Genomic DNA, 13,566 nt, shown 5'->3' on the forward strand with positions numbered 1-13,566 from the left:
GGTCAGCCTACGACCGCGCTGCTGCCGATCCTGAACGACGCCCCACGGTGCTCGTCGGGCAGCCGGTCACCGCGGCCGTGCAGCTTGTGCCGCAGCGAACCGGGCTCGTAGCCGGTCGGGTAGGCCCCACGCGCCCGGAGTTCGGGGATGACGAACTCGATGACGTCCTCCCACGTGCCCGGGGTCACCGCGTACGCCAAGTTGAAGCCGTCGACGTCGGTGAGCTCCTGGATCTCCTGCAAGCGGTCGGCGATGGTCGCTCCCCCGCCGACGGCGACCGGCCCGAGCCCGCCGATCGCGGTGTGCCGGGCGAGGTCGCGGATCGTCCACGAGCTGCCGTCCTCGCCGGTGGCCGCCGCGATGTTGGCCGCCGCCGACTGGATCGCGTTCGACTCGACATCACCGAGGGGCTCGTCGAGGTCCCACTGCGACAGGTCGACGCCCATCCAGCCGGAGTTGAGCACCAGCGCACCGAGCTCCGACGCGTACGACAGGTAGTCCTCGTACTTCGCCTGCGCCAGCTCGTCGGTGGCGTCCGTGATCACGGTGAGCAGCGTGTAGACGCGAGCGGCGTAGCGGTCGCGACCAGCTGCCTCCAGGGCGTCACGGACCTTCGCGACGGTCGACGCGAGCTGCTCGACGGTCGGTGCGCCCACGAAGACGGCTTCGGCGTTCTCCGCTGCGAAGCGGATGCCGCGCGGCGACGCGCCCGCCTGGTAGATGACAGGTGAACGCTGCACCGACGGCTCGGACAGGTGGATGCCCGGCACGTCGAAGTGCTTGCCGTGGTGCTCGATCGGGTGCACCTTCGCCGGGTCGGTGAAGACGCCGGACGCGCGGTCGGCGACGACCGCGTCGTCCTCCCACGAGCCCTCCCACAGCTTGTAGAGGACCTCGAGGTACTCGTCGGCCACGTCGTAGCGGTCGTCGTGCGACAGCTGGTCGGTCTGGCCCATGTTCCGCGCGGCGCTCGGCAGGTAGCCGGTGACGACGTTCCAGCCGACGCGCCCCTTGGTCAGGTGGTCGAGCGTCGAGATCCGCCGGGCGAACGGGTACGGGTGCTCGTACGCCGTGCCCGCCGTGATCCCGAAGCCGAGGTGCTCGGTCACCGACGCCATCGCCGACACCAGCAGGATCGGGTCGTTGACCGGCACCTGCGAGCCCGTGCGGAGTGCGGCCTCGTTCGAGTCGCCGTACACGTCGTAGGTGCCCAGCACGTCGGCGATGAAGATGCCGTCGAACGCCCCGCGCTCGAGCGTCTTCGCCAGGTCCGTCCAGTACGTCAGGTCGCGGTAGTCCCGCGATCGGTCGCGCGGGTGCCGCCACAGCCCGGAGGACTGGTGCGCGACGCAGTTCATGTCGAACGCGTTGAAGCGGATCTGCCGGGGCTCGCTGCTGCTGGTCACGCTTGGCGACGCTACGTGCGGGGTCTGCGTCCGTCATCCATCGTGACGAAGCGTGACGGCCGGCGACTCAGGCGCGGTCGTGGAGCGTGACCTGGTAGCCGTCCGGGTCGGCGAAGGTGAACGTCCGACCGAACGGGCCGTCGATCGGCGCCGCGACGATCGTGTGGCCGTCGGCCACCAGGGCGTCGTGGATTGCCTGCACGTCGGTCGCGTGCAGCCAGATCGCCGCCCCGATGCCCGGCTGCGAGACCGCGTCGAGGTCGGTGCCGGGGACGACGTCCCGCAGTGCGAACGCGATCGGCGTCGTCTCGAAGACGACGGCGTGCGGCGGGCCGGCCTGCGAGCGGACCAGACCGAGGTACTGCTCGTAGAACGCCTGGGACGCCGTCAGGTCGCGGGTCTGCAGGGAGATGAAGTCGGGTCCGGTGACGGGCATGTGGTGCTCCTTCGTGTCGTGTCAGTCTTCTGACACGGAGCAATCTATGTCAGACTCCTGACATGAGTCAAGACGGTATCGACCTCGAGACGTCCCTCGGGTACCTGCTCAAGGAAGCCGCGAGCGCGCTCCGCGCCGCGATGGAGGCCGTGCTGCGCCCCCTCGGCATGACGATGACGCACTACTCGTGCCTCGAACTGCTGGCCCAGCGGCCCGGACTCTCGAACTCCGAGCTCGCACGCGGCGCCTTCGTCACGCGGCAGTCGATGAACGTGCTGCTGCAGGCCCTGGAACGGGACGGCTTCGTGACGCGGGCCACCGAAGCGCCGGTTGGCAAGGCGCTCCCGACGCGGTTGACGGCGAGCGGGCGGGCGAGCCTCGAGCTCGCGAGCGCGGCTGTCCGCGGCGTCGAGGTCCGGATGCTCGGCGGACTGTCCGACGAGCAGCAGGCGGTGGCGCGGGGAGCGTTGCGCAGCATGGTGCGCTCACTCCGCCGCACCAGCGACGACGAGGCCGGCACGGTCTGACGACGCGCTACCCTTCGACCGGTATTGATGTATCTCTCGAAGGGAACCGTTCGTGCACGAGGACTTCACCGGCCTGTACCTGTCGAGCCTCTGGCTCAGCGTCGCGATGCTCGCCGGTGGGTACGCCCGGACCCGGAACCGATCAGCGTGGACCTGGTTCCTCCTGACGCTGCTGTTCGGCCCGCTCGCGGTGCTGCTGCTCGTCACGTGGCCGGCGCGCCCGCCGAGCCGGACCGACCCCGCGCGGACCGATGCGTCCGCATCGGCACCGGACACGGGCGGTTCCGAGGAGTAGCCCTGACGCAGAAGCGCGCAGGACCAGATCCTCTCAGGGAAGGGCGGACACCATGGCGCTGCAGGACGACGTCGTCACCGACGTCGGCGGGGATCGACGACTACGGACCGCGCTGCTGATCGTCGGCATCGTGGCGGTCCTCGTTGGTGTCGCCTCACTCGTGCTCCCGCACGCGACGCTGTTCGCGGTCGCGTGGGTGTTCGGTATCTACCTGCTGGTGTCCGGCCTGTCGATGATCGTCCGTGCGTTCACCCGCGGGATCGGCACCGGCCGCCGCATCGGCTTGGTCGTCCTCGGCGCACTGATCCTCGCCGGGGGCATCGTGGCGCTCGTCGCCCCGCCGGTCGGGGTGCGGTGGATCGCGTTCGTGATCGGCTTCGCCTGGCTGGTGGAGGGCATCACGCTGCTCTACGCCCCGACACCGACGAATCGTGCTCTGACGATCGGCGCCGCGGTGCTCAGCATCGTCATCGGCGTGCTCGTCATCAACCTGCCGTCCATCGGGGCAGCGCTGGCCGTCGTCGCCATCGCCGGCTTCCTGATCCTGTTCGGCATCGTGCAGATCGCCCTCGGGGTCACCGTCGGACGCACTGACCGATCCGCCACGACCGCCGGTCGAGCAGTCTGACCACGGCCGCTGCGCAAGGGCCCGTCACCCGTCGAAGAGGACGTCGGCAGCGTCCCTCGGGGCGAACTGTGCTTCGAAGTCGCGTTCGTTGGGGATCCACACGTCCCGCCACAGGTCGTGGTGGTCACGTCCGAGCCGGCGATCGCGCGCCATGCCGCGACGAGCGGCGGTGTCGAGGTCCACGTCGCACCAGACCGCCACGTCGATGTGCGGCATCCCGTCCGGGTGGAAGAGGCCGATGAGGTCGACGACCACGACGTCCGTCGTCGGCAGTGGCTCCGCGGGACCGAGCGCCCGGACCGACCAGTCGAACCGCTGGAACGTGCTCGCTCGCCCCGTCCGATGCGGTTCGAGGACGGACGACGTCAGACGCTCCCGATCGACACCGCCCCAGTCTCCCGACCGCCGGTGGGACCGCTCCGGATCGAGGAAGTCGTCCCCACGGATCCGCACCGCGCCCGGGACCGTCCCGGCCAGACTGCGCGCCAGCGTGGACTTCCCCGAGCCGCAGTACCCCGAGATGCCGACGACGATGGGGTGCCCGGCCGAGGCGCGGCGTGCCGCCACGAGGTCGATGACACCGTCCTGATCCATCGGACCAGCGTACGAGCCGATCACCACCACGGGATCCGCTCCGACGACTCCTAGGCTCGACGGGTGGACGTCACACTGCGGAACAGCATCCCCGAGGACATCGAGTGGCTCGTCGAGCTGCGTGCGCAGGTCCTCCGTGCCGACCTGGAGCGTCTCGGCCGCTTCGACGCGGTCCGGGTCCGCCGACGGATGCGTGATGCCTTCGCACCCGAACACACCCGGGTCGTCGTGGTCGACGGGTGTGATCGCGGCTCGATCACCGTGCGTCCGGACGCCGACACCCGGTGGATCGAGCACTTCTACCTCGCGCCGGACGCCCAGGGGCGCGGCATCGGGTCCACGGTGCTCCGGACCGTCCTGTCCGCTTCCCACACGGGCACGACCCGACTCAACGTGTTGCAGGGAAGCCCCGCACGACGGCTCTACGAACGGCACGGCTTCGTCGTCGACACCGAGGACGACGTCGACGTCTTCATGACCCTCCGTGATCCCGACCGAGGACCGCACGGAGCGAGCTGACGGCAGCTCCCTGGCCGCGCCGATGGTCGTGACGGACACGAGGACGTGCCGGCAGGCCGACACGCCGCCGCGTGTCAGGATCGCCTGCACGACGACACTGCTCAGTGAAGGGGGAGACCATGACCACACTCCGCACCACACTCCGCACCACCGTCCTTACCGCCGGGATCGCCACGCTCCTCATCGGGGCCACGGGCTGCGCGACCGCGTCCGGCGCAGGCGCTCCGAGCGCGGCGCCGACGAGCGCGACGGCCGCCGAGACGACCCGCTCGTCGACACCCACGCCGACCGCGACCGACAGCGCGTCGACACCCACGCCGACCCCGACCGGCGCCGCGTCGCCCGCCCCGACCGGCCCGTCGACGTGGCGCTTCGGGGACGCGTCCTTCGGACCGGTCCAGCTCGGCGCTGCCGACGCCGGCACCGTCCTGCCGGCCGCCGGGTTCACGCGTCAGCCGTCCAGCGGTTGTCCGACGTTCTGGGAGTGGGAGTCTGCCGACCTGTCCACCCCGAGCGGATCCGGCTACCGGATCCTCGTCGCGGCCGATGACTCCGGGGCGGGCGTCCGCTACGTCCGCGTGGCCGGACAGGCCGCCGATTTCGGGGCGTTCTCGTCGCCCGTGCTCACGACCACGGGCATCGCACTCGGTTCGACCGCCGACGAGGTACGCGCGGCGTACCCGGGTCTCGAGAAGACGATCGACACGTGGGACTCGACGATCGGCGGCTACCGCGAGTACGTGACACCGACCACCGGCGGACACTGGCTGCACTTCGACACGACGGGCGGCGTCACCGCAGCCGACGACATCGTGACGACGGTCGTGGTCAACGACACGAAGGCCTCGACGCAGGACGTCTGCCCCTGACCCGGGCCTACAGCACCTTCGCGTACCAACGGTCGGAGTACCGATCCTCGTTGAACGGCGGCACCCGAACGAACCCGAGTCGTTCGTAGAGCGCGCAGGCCTCGGCGAGCGCAGCCCGGGTGTCCAGTCGCAGGGACGCGATCCCCCGCGCACGACACTCCGCCTCGAGCCGGCGCAGCAACGCCGACCCCACGCCCCGCCCACGGTGGCTCGGCAGCGTGAACACCTTCGTGAGCTCCGCCACGTCGCCGAGGAACCGGGCGCCGGCACACGCGATCAGCCGTCCACCGTCGGACGCCACCAGGAACACGCCGCTGTCGCCCTCCAGGTCGTCGTACGGCTCGTCGGCCAGTGCGAGATCGACCTCGGCAGGCGTCGCGTCGCGCCCGTACCAGCGCGAGGCCACCTCGGTCAGGTACGTCCGCACCATCAGGTCGGACTCCGCCCCTCCGGGGCGGCGCACCTCGACGATCACTGCTGTCCTCCGTTCGTCGCTCCGGACGCTCGAGACGCTCCCGGCGACGGACGGGAGGCGCGGGGCGGGCCCGCACCGGGCCTCCTGGCCGTCACGTGGTCGCGATCGCGAGCCGCACCCGGCTCAGCGGGACGCCGTCGCCTCACGCGCAGCGGCTTCCGCCGCGACCCAGGCGAGCATGCCGCACTTGACCCGCATGACGAACTTCGAGACGCCGTGGAAGGCGATGAGGTCCTCGAGGACGTCCTCGTCGGGCTCACCGACGCCGCGGGAGCGCATCATCGTGCGGAACTCGTCGGTCAGTGCGAGGAGCTCCGGGACCGTGCGACCGACGGCCATGTCGGTGAGGACCGATGCCGAGGCCATCGAGATCGAGCAGCCGTCGCCCTGCCAGGCGAGACCGGCGATCCGGTCGGTGCCCGGTTCGAGGCGGATGCGGACGGTGATCTCGTCGCCGCACGTGGGGTTGCGCTCGAAGTGGGATGCGTCCGCGTCGGGCAGGTCGCCGTCGCCGTGCCGGGCCTTCGCGTGGTCGAGGATGACCTGCTGGTACAGGCTGTCGAGGGCGTTCACGCGGTCGCTCCGAAGTAGCCGCGGACCTCGCCGACGGCCGCGATGAACCGGTCGACGTCGTGCTCGGTCGTGTAGACGTAGGTGCTCGCGCGGCTGGTGGCGACCAGGCCGAGTCGGCGGTGCAGGGGTTGGGCGCAGTGGTGCCCCGAGCGGACGGCGATGCCCTGCGCGTCGAGGTACTGCGAGACGTCGTGGGCGTGCACGCCGTCGACGTCGAACGACACCAGGCCCGATCGCGGGACGCCGACCGGCGGACCGACGACGCGGATGCCGGGGACGGCGGCCAGGCCGTCGAGCATGCGCCGGGCGAGGTGCTCCTCGTGCGCGCGGACACGCTCCATGCCGATGCCCTGCAGGTAGCGGACGGCCTCGGCCAGGGCGACGGCCTGCGACACGGGCTGTGTGCCGGCCTCGAACCGCTCGGGTGCCGGCATGAACTCCGACGCCTGCATGGTCACGGTGGTGATCATGGACCCACCGGTGCGGAACGGGGGCAGCGCGTTCAACAGCTCGCTGCGGCCCCAGAGGACGCCGATGCCGTTCGGGCCGAGCATCTTGTGCCCGGAGAACGCGGCGAAGTCGACGCCGAGCTGCTGCACGTCGAGCGGCCGGTGCGGCGCGGACTGGCAGGCGTCGAGGACGACCAGCGCGCCACGGGCGTGGGCGAGACCGACGATCTGCTCGACGGGGGCGACCATGCCGGTGACGTTGGAGACGTGCGCGAACGCGACGACCTTGGTGTGGTCGGTGATCAGGGCAGCGACGTCCTCGGCGGTCCAGGTGCCGTCGTCGGCGACCGGGACCCAGCGGAGCGTCGCACCGGTCAGCGCGGCGAGTTCCTGCCAGGGCACGAGGTTCGCGTGGTGCTCGGCCTCGGTGACCAGGATCTCGTCGCCCGGTCCGATGCGGAAGCGAGCGGCGTCGACCCCGCCGCGGCCACGGCTGGCGTTCGCGATGCCGTAGGCGACGAGGTTGAGGGCGTCGGTGGCGTTCGCGGTCCAGACGACCTCGCTCGGACCGGCAGCGCCGATGAAGTCGGCGACGGTGGCACGGGCGTCCTCGTAGGCATCGGTACTCAGGGCCGCGAGCGTGTGCGCGCCGCGGTGCACGGCGGCGTTGTCGTGCTCGAGGAACCGGCGCTCGGCGTCGAGGACCTGGGTCGGGCGTTCCGCCGTCGCCCCGGAGTCCAGGTACGCCAACGGTTGCCCGTTCACGTCCTGCGCGAGGATCGGGAAGTCCGACTTGATCGTCTCGACCTCGGCCTCGGTGAGCGGCTGGTTCGGCGCCACGACTGTCACGTCTCGTCCTCCTGGTGTTGCTGTCCGGAGCAACCCGTCAATGGTGGCCGTTGTTCCCGACGGCGTCCAGTCGGCACGGGAACGGCCCAGGACCACGCCGGGTCCTGGGCCGTCGCACGGTGGGGCTACTCGTTGCCGATCTTCTTGTCCGCAGCGTCGCGGGCACCGTCGATCTTGTCGTCGTACTTGCCGCCGGTGGCCTTCTTGACCGCGTCGGCGACGCCCCCGAGGACCTTGTCGCTGATGTCCTCGGCCTTCTCGCTCTTCAGGGCGTCCTGGACCTTGTTGTCCTTCAGGAAGTCCTGGGCTTTCTTCGTGATGTCGTCGAACCCCGCCATGGCCTGCTCCTCAGCTCGGTGCGGAGCCCGTCGCTCCGTCATGCCGCAGATCGTAGGCCGCAGAACCGTCGTCTGTCGCGGAAGGTGACGAAGTGTTCACACCATCTGTGCGCTGCGTCGACGTGCCAGGACGTACCCGACCGCGACCGCCCCGGACACCGCGAGCAGCGACGGGATGAGGATGTCGGTTCCCTCCTGCGTGAACTCGACCACCAGGACGAGGGCCGTGAACGGGGCCCGCATCGTGGTCGCCAGGAACGCCGCGGCGCCGACGAACGCGAAGGCCGCCAGGCCCGGGCCGTCAGCAGGCCAGAGCAGGAGCCACGCGCCCCCGAGGCCGCCGCCGATCGCCGAACCGATCGCGATCGAGGGCGTCAGGGTGCCGCCGACCGCGCCGGCACCGATCGTGGCCGACGTGGTGATCGTGCGGACGACGCCGAGCAGCAGGAGCAGCACGATCGGCGCCAGGCCGGCGATGGTGTCGTCGTCGAGCGAGGCGTTCATCGCGACGATGCCCAGCGCCCGCCCGTTGCCGAGGATCTCGGGGAACGGCACCGCGATGAGCCCGACCATCGCGAACACCACCGGCAGCACGACGAGCAGGTGCCAGCCCTTGGGCGCGATGCCCTGCAGCCGGTTGGTGAGCTTCACGAACCCGACGCCGGCCAGGCCGAGGACGGGCCCGACGATGATCGCCCAGACGAGCAGCGACGGCGACATGTGCATCGCCGGCACGTGGTAGAGCACCTCGTCCGGGATCACGAGCCGGGCGACGAACGCGGCGACGGCACTCGTGGCGAACGCGGGCAGGGCCGTGGCGAAGCTGATCTCGCCGAGCAGGACCTCGACGGCGAACAGCGCACCGCCGAGCGGGACGTCGTACACCGCGGCGAGACCCGCCGCCGCTCCGCAGGCGACCAGGATCTTCGTCTCGCGCGGGGTGAGACCGGCACGACGGGTGACGAGCTGGGAGAGCCAGGCGCCGACCTCGCGCGGGGCGACCTCCTTGCCGATCGAGGCGCCGAGACCGACCGCCAGGATCTGCACCCCGGCGTTCGCCAGGGTCGCGAGTGCGGGCATCCGCTTGCCGCCGACCGCCGCGGTGACCGACACGATCGGACGCCCCCAGCGCCGGAGCGCCCACCAGGCGAAGCCCGTCAGGACACCGGCGGCCACGAGGGCGAGGAACCGGTTCAGCGCCGACGGGGCGTCCGCCGCCTCGAGGTGCCCACCGAAGCCGTACCCGAAGGCCACGAACTGGATGAGCTGCAGCGCGAGCCACACGGCGATGCCGGCGATGCCGCCGGAGACGCCCACCAGGGCGGTGACGACGGCGAGCTTGAGCGCCCAGACGGGGGTCGCGTGTCCGGAGCGCGGCATGTCGAAAACCCTAGCGGCTCCGATCACCGGCACCGGGCCTCCCGGTCGTCCCACCTGCCGTCAGACGGCCGTCAGCCGGAACGGGACCACGCAGTCGGCGGGCATGAGCGGCGGGTGCAGACCGACCGTGCCGAGCACCCGACCGCTGAACACCCGTGCGCCACTCCACCAGTCCGGCCGGACGATCCCGTGCCCGTCGCCGACCACGATCGGGTCGACGCGGTACGAGACGTCCGGGTCGAGGTCGCGGAACGTGACCCGACCGGTGCCGGACACCTCGGACCGCCCGATGCTCGCCAGGAAGAAGACGGCGTGCTGCCGGTCCGGCGTGACCGTGCCGTACACGAGCCGGGAGTCGTCGACCTCGTCCATGCGCACCAGGTCGCCGCCGTGCAGCAGCCCGCGCAGCTCCTTGTACAGCGCGATCCACTCCGCCAGCGACGCCGACTCCTCCGCCGTGGCCTCGGTGAGGTCCCACTCGATGCCCAGGTGCCCGACGAGTGCGGTGCCGGCCCGGAAGGCCAGGTCGTGGACGCGGCCCGTCGAGTGGTTCCTGCCGCTCGCGATGTGCGCGCCGAGGAGTTCCGGGGGCAGGAGCTGCTGCGTCCACCGGTGCATCTGCTGCCGCTCGAGGGGGTCGATGTCGTCGGACACCCAGACGCGGTCGGTGTGCTCGATCACGCCGAGGTCGACCCGGGCGCCACCCGACGCGCACGACTCGATCTCGAGCGTCGGGAAGCGTGCCTTCAGGGTCGCCATCAGCCGGTACGTCGCCAGGGTCTGCTCGTGCACCGCCGCGCCGGCACCAGGGAACCCGGCCTCCACCAGGTCGCGGTTGTGGTCCCACTTGACGTACTCGATGCCGTACTCGCCGATGATCGCCGTCATCCGCTCGAGCACGTACTCGTACGCCGCGGGGATCGCCAGGTCGAGCACCTGCTGGTCGCGGGACCGCATCGGCAGTCGGCCGTCCGCCTGCATGATCCACTCCGGGTGGGCGCGGGCGAGGTCGCTGTCCTCGTTCACCATCTCGGGTTCGAACCACAGGCCGAACTCCATGCCGAGCGCCCGGACACGGTCCACGATCGGCCCGAGCCCGTCGGGCCAGACGTCCTCGTCGACGTACCAGTCGCCGAGCCCGAGGTGGTCGTTCCGGCGGCCGCGGAACCACCCGTCGTCGAGCACGTACCGCTCGACCCCGAGGGCCGCGGCGCGCTCCGCCAGGTCGGTCAGCCGGGCGAGGTCGTGGTCGAAGTACACGGCCTCCCAGACGTTGATCGTCATCGGTCGCGGGGTCGTCGGGTGCTGCGGCCGGCTGCGGAGCCACTGGTGGAACCGTCGGGCCTGGTCGTCGAGCCCGTCACCGTGGGCGAACCACACCCACGGCCCCTCGTACGTCTCGCCCGTGCCGAGCCGGACCTCGCCCGGCAGCAGCAGTTCGCCGCCGCCGATCACCTGGCGCCCGGTCGACAGGCGTTCGGCGTGGTGCCGGTGGTTCCCGCTCCAGCCGGTGTGCACGCCCCACACCTGACCGCGGGCGAAGCCGAAGCCGGGCTCCCCCACCGTCAGGACGGTCGCGGCGTCGGCACCGGTCCGGCCCTTCCGGCTCTCGCGCTGGTGGGTGCCGACGACGAGCTCGCGGCGCTGCGGGGTGCGTTCCTTGCCCCACCGACCGGCGAAGTCCAGGACCTCGCGCGCGCCGGACGGGATCGGCATCGCCACCGTCAGGTCGTCCACCGTGTAGACGCCGTCGGCGGTGTTCGTGACGGCAGCCCGGGCACGGACGAGTCCGGAGACGAGCACCTCGATCGTCAGCCGGACCGCGAGCCCCGCGGTGTCGTCGGCAGCCTCGGCCGTGACGGTCGTGTCGGTCACGTCGAGCGACCGCACGGTGAACGCCGGCGACCAGTCGTGGCCGTCGCGGTGTCCGGCCAGGCCGGGTCGTCCGCTCCACCCGCGGTTCGGCTCGGGCAGCACGGCGACACGGACGGGGTCGTCCATCTCGTTCTGGGCCACGGGAGCGACGTCCGCGTCGGCGAGTGCGACGAGCGCGTCGTCGTCGAGTGGTCCGAGGGCTGCTCCCCAGTGCACCACCGCGGGCAGCGCGTCGTCACGGCAGTCGAGGACGAGGGAGACGCCACCGGCGGTCAGGTGGACGAGGTCGGACGAGGTCACGGCCCCAGTCTTCCTCAGAACCAGCGCTTGACCTTGAACACGACCCACAGGATCGCGGCGAACAGGATCATCCCCACGATCGACAGCGGGTAGCCCCAGGTCCACGTCAGCTCGGGCATGTGCGTGAAGTTCATGCCGTAGATGGCGGCGATGAGCGTCGGGGCGAACAGGATCGCCGCCCAGCCGGAGATCCGCTTCGTGTCGTCGTTCTGCTTCTGTGCCGCCAGGGTGGAGTCGACGGTCAGCGCGTTCTGCAGCAGCTGCCGGAACGTGTCCAGCCGCTCCACCGTGCGGATGGCGTGGTCGAGGACGTCGCGGAACCGGCGCTGCATCTCGATCGGCAGGTGGTACTTCTCGGCGCCGCGGTGCAGGTTCTCGATGATGTGGATGAGCGGACGGGCCGCACGCTGGAAGTCGACGACCTCGCCGAAGAGTTCGTAGATGCGCCGCGAGACCCCGGCCTCGCCCGCGAACAGCTGGTCCTCGATCTGGTTGATGTCCTCTTCCAGCCCGTCGATCACCGGCACGTAGCCGTCGACGATCGTGTCCATGAGCGCCCAGAGCTGCGCCTGCGGTCCGACCGTCACCAGGCCGGGCTTGCCGCTCATCCGCTGCAGCGCTCGCGGGACGGTCGGCTTGCCGCGCGGATCGGCCTTCACCACGACGAGGAAGAAGTCCTCACCGACGAAGGCGTGCACCTCGCCGAACGCCACCTCTTCCTGCCCGTCGTTGTAGAGCGCGGGCTTGAGGACCACGAAGAGCGTCGAGCCGTACCGCTCGAGCTTCGGTCGCTGGTGTCCCTCGGCGGAGTCCTCGACCGCGAGCTCGTGCAGGCCGAGCGCGACCGCGACGTCGCCGAGCTCCTGCGCGTCCGGTTGGTACAGCACGATGCAGGCGCTCGCGCCCTGCTCGTCGAGCATCCGGAAGGTGTCGTCCAGCGACGGACTCGCCATCGGGGCGATCCGGTCGACGTACACGGTGTTCATCTCGACGCTCACGCGACCACCGTACGCAGGTGACCGGCTTTCGGACGGGAGGCCCGTGGCGGGCCCGCCACGGGCCTCCCGTCCGCCGTCCCCCACAGGCTGAACGCACGCTGCGCACCCGACAGGACCGCCCGCCTACGGTGCAGGTAATCAGCATGCTGACGAAGGGAACGGTCATGAAGAGGATCTGGAAGCGCATCGCGGTCGCCGTGAGTGCCGTCGTCGCGGTGGTCGGGGCGTTCGTCGGGTCCGGCGCGGCCGGCGGGACACCGATCCAGGACGCTGCCGGCGGAGCACTGTCCGCGTCGTCGACCGCCATCGCGCCGGACGGTCCGGCGTTCTCGATCTGGAGCGTCGTCTACGTCGGCCTCATCGCCTACGCCATCCGCCAGCTCTTCCGCACGTCGGACGATGACCGGCACGCGAAGCTGGCGGTGCCGGCGATCCTGTCGCTGCTGCTCAACGCGGCGTGGATCCTGTCGGTGCAGTTCGGGTTCCTGTGGGCGAGCGAGCCGATCATCGTGGCCCTGCTCGCGGTGTTGGTCTGGACGTTCACGATCCTGCGGCGGACGAAGCCCTCCGGCGTCGTCGAGGCGATCGTCACCGACGGCACGTTCGGCCTCTACCTCGGGTGGGTGTGCGTCGCGACGGCGGCGAACACGGCCGCGGTGCTGACGGCAGCGGGCTTCCGGGGCTTCGACCTCGGGCAGGACGTCTGGGGTGTGCTCGTCGCGGCGGTGGCCGGGCTCGTCGGGCTGCTGCTGGCGGTGTGGGGTCGGGGTCGCCTGGCGCCGATGCTCTCCCTGGCCTGGGGGTTGGCGTGGGTGGCGGTCGCCCGGCTCGACGGTCCGCTGGTGTCGATGCCGACCGCCGTGGCCGCGGTGGTCGCCGCCGCCGGGGTCGTGGTGGTGACGGTCGCCGTGCGGGCGCGGGCGGGTTGGTCCGGCGCGCGTGGCCTGGCCCGAGTCTCGGGCTGAGCGACACTTCTCGGGCGCTCGGCTGCGAGAACTGTCGCCCAGCCCGAGTCTCGGGGCCGGGGCGGGGCGCCACGGTGCGTCGCGGTCCGT

General features: G+C 71.2%; 15 protein-coding genes and 1 pseudogene. 6 read left to right on the forward strand and 10 right to left on the reverse strand.

Annotated features, from left to right (window positions below):
* Nucleotides 1-2: 2 nt before the first annotated feature.
* Together EDF42_RS11810 and EDF42_RS11815 are read right to left on the reverse strand one after the other, a co-directional pair.
* Entirely contained in the window at nucleotides 3-1,406 is a 1,404-nt protein-coding gene (locus EDF42_RS11810) for an LLM class flavin-dependent oxidoreductase (RefSeq protein ID WP_221181020.1), read from the reverse strand.
* A gap of 67 nt (nucleotides 1,407-1,473) precedes the next feature.
* Nucleotides 1,474-1,842, reverse strand: a complete 369-nt coding sequence (locus EDF42_RS11815) for a VOC family protein (RefSeq protein ID WP_123338764.1) — start codon at nucleotides 1,840-1,842, stop codon at nucleotides 1,474-1,476.
* 62 nt (nucleotides 1,843-1,904) lie between these two features.
* Between EDF42_RS11815 and EDF42_RS11820 the strand changes: the two genes are divergently transcribed.
* From EDF42_RS11820 to EDF42_RS11830, 3 genes are read left to right on the forward strand one after another with little or no spacing between them, the layout of a single operon-like run.
* Nucleotides 1,905-2,369, forward strand: coding sequence for a MarR family winged helix-turn-helix transcriptional regulator (locus EDF42_RS11820; RefSeq protein WP_123672421.1), 465 nt, complete (start codon nucleotides 1,905-1,907; stop codon nucleotides 2,367-2,369).
* A 52-nt stretch (nucleotides 2,370-2,421) separates the two neighbouring features.
* A complete protein-coding gene (locus EDF42_RS11825; protein ID WP_260235416.1) occupies nucleotides 2,422-2,664 on the forward strand; it encodes a hypothetical protein in 243 nt (80 codons plus the stop codon).
* Nucleotides 2,665-2,716: 52 nt separating this feature from the next.
* Nucleotides 2,717-3,292, forward strand: a complete 576-nt coding sequence (locus EDF42_RS11830) for an HdeD family acid-resistance protein (protein WP_185040918.1) — start codon at nucleotides 2,717-2,719, stop codon at nucleotides 3,290-3,292.
* 24 nt (nucleotides 3,293-3,316) lie between these two features.
* Here the strand turns inward: EDF42_RS11830 and EDF42_RS11835 are convergent, their stop codons facing one another.
* Nucleotides 3,317-3,886 (reverse strand): uridine kinase, encoded by a 570-nt coding sequence (locus EDF42_RS11835; RefSeq protein ID WP_123672504.1) that lies wholly within the window; start codon nucleotides 3,884-3,886, stop codon nucleotides 3,317-3,319.
* A gap of 63 nt (nucleotides 3,887-3,949) precedes the next feature.
* Here EDF42_RS11835 and EDF42_RS11840 point away from each other — a divergent pair, with 63 nt between their 5' ends.
* Together EDF42_RS11840 and EDF42_RS11845 are read left to right on the forward strand one after the other, a co-directional pair.
* The gene (locus EDF42_RS11840) at nucleotides 3,950-4,405 is read left to right on the forward strand and encodes a GNAT family N-acetyltransferase (protein WP_185002822.1); all 456 of its coding nucleotides are present in this window, start codon (nucleotides 3,950-3,952) and stop codon (nucleotides 4,403-4,405) included.
* A gap of 119 nt (nucleotides 4,406-4,524) precedes the next feature.
* Nucleotides 4,525-5,274 carry a hypothetical protein gene (locus tag EDF42_RS11845; RefSeq protein WP_123672423.1) on the forward strand — a complete coding sequence of 250 codons (750 nt, stop codon included), beginning with the start codon at nucleotides 4,525-4,527 and terminating at the stop codon, nucleotides 5,272-5,274.
* A gap of 7 nt (nucleotides 5,275-5,281) precedes the next feature.
* Here EDF42_RS11845 and EDF42_RS11850 read toward each other — a convergent pair.
* The 7 genes and pseudogenes from EDF42_RS11850 to EDF42_RS11880 form a co-directional block, all read right to left on the reverse strand.
* A pseudogene (locus EDF42_RS11850) lies at nucleotides 5,282-5,761 on the reverse strand (GNAT family N-acetyltransferase); the annotation flags it as partial.
* Nucleotides 5,762-5,872: 111 nt separating this feature from the next.
* On the reverse strand, nucleotides 5,873-6,322 hold the full coding sequence (gene sufU, locus EDF42_RS11855; RefSeq protein ID WP_123338759.1) for a Fe-S cluster assembly sulfur transfer protein SufU: 450 nt from the start codon (nucleotides 6,320-6,322) through the stop codon (nucleotides 5,873-5,875).
* Nucleotides 6,319-7,611 carry an aminotransferase class V-fold PLP-dependent enzyme gene (locus EDF42_RS11860; RefSeq protein WP_123672425.1) on the reverse strand — a complete coding sequence of 431 codons (1,293 nt, stop codon included), beginning with the start codon at nucleotides 7,609-7,611 and terminating at the stop codon, nucleotides 6,319-6,321. The genes sufU and EDF42_RS11860 overlap by 4 nt, the downstream gene beginning before the upstream one ends.
* Before the next feature lie 134 nt (nucleotides 7,612-7,745).
* The gene (locus EDF42_RS11865) at nucleotides 7,746-8,000 is read right to left on the reverse strand and encodes an antitoxin (RefSeq protein WP_374102075.1); all 255 of its coding nucleotides are present in this window, start codon (nucleotides 7,998-8,000) and stop codon (nucleotides 7,746-7,748) included.
* 54 nt (nucleotides 8,001-8,054) lie between these two features.
* A complete protein-coding gene (locus EDF42_RS11870; RefSeq protein ID WP_123672426.1) occupies nucleotides 8,055-9,338 on the reverse strand; it encodes a chloride channel protein in 1,284 nt (427 codons plus the stop codon).
* A gap of 60 nt (nucleotides 9,339-9,398) precedes the next feature.
* Nucleotides 9,399-11,513, reverse strand: coding sequence for an alpha-galactosidase (locus EDF42_RS11875; protein WP_123672427.1), 2,115 nt, complete (start codon nucleotides 11,511-11,513; stop codon nucleotides 9,399-9,401).
* Between the two features lie 14 nt (nucleotides 11,514-11,527).
* Complete coding sequence (locus EDF42_RS11880) at nucleotides 11,528-12,511, reverse strand: magnesium and cobalt transport protein CorA (RefSeq protein ID WP_240347381.1); 984 nt, start codon at nucleotides 12,509-12,511, stop codon at nucleotides 11,528-11,530.
* Between the two features lie 164 nt (nucleotides 12,512-12,675).
* Here EDF42_RS11880 and EDF42_RS11885 point away from each other — a divergent pair, with 164 nt between their 5' ends.
* Nucleotides 12,676-13,476 carry a tryptophan-rich sensory protein gene (locus EDF42_RS11885; RefSeq protein WP_123672506.1) on the forward strand — a complete coding sequence of 267 codons (801 nt, stop codon included), beginning with the start codon at nucleotides 12,676-12,678 and terminating at the stop codon, nucleotides 13,474-13,476.
* Nucleotides 13,477-13,566: the final 90 nt, after the last annotated feature.

Source organism: Curtobacterium sp. PhB172 (assembly GCF_003752545.1).
GTDB lineage: Bacteria > Actinomycetota > Actinomycetes > Actinomycetales > Microbacteriaceae > Curtobacterium.

What these genes read in the sequence shown, in the direction of transcription:
- EDF42_RS11885 (WP_123672506.1), top strand. Translation starts at nt 12,676, where the DNA reads ATGAAGAGGATCTGGAAGCGCATCGCGGTCGCCGTGAGTGCCGTCGTC.
- EDF42_RS11845 (WP_123672423.1), top strand. Translation starts at nt 4,525, where the DNA reads ATGACCACACTCCGCACCACACTCCGCACCACCGTCCTTACCGCCGGG.
- EDF42_RS11820 (WP_123672421.1), top strand. Translation starts at nt 1,905, where the DNA reads ATGAGTCAAGACGGTATCGACCTCGAGACGTCCCTCGGGTACCTGCTC.
- EDF42_RS11870 (WP_123672426.1), bottom strand. Translation starts at nt 9,338, where the DNA reads ATGCCGCGCTCCGGACACGCGACCCCCGTCTGGGCGCTCAAGCTCGCC.
- EDF42_RS11865 (WP_374102075.1), bottom strand. Translation starts at nt 8,000, where the DNA reads ATGACGGAGCGACGGGCTCCGCACCGAGCTGAGGAGCAGGCCATGGCG.
- EDF42_RS11815 (WP_123338764.1), bottom strand. Translation starts at nt 1,842, where the DNA reads ATGCCCGTCACCGGACCCGACTTCATCTCCCTGCAGACCCGCGACCTG.
- EDF42_RS11835 (WP_123672504.1), bottom strand. Translation starts at nt 3,886, where the DNA reads ATGGATCAGGACGGTGTCATCGACCTCGTGGCGGCACGCCGCGCCTCG.
- EDF42_RS11830 (WP_185040918.1), top strand. Translation starts at nt 2,717, where the DNA reads ATGGCGCTGCAGGACGACGTCGTCACCGACGTCGGCGGGGATCGACGA.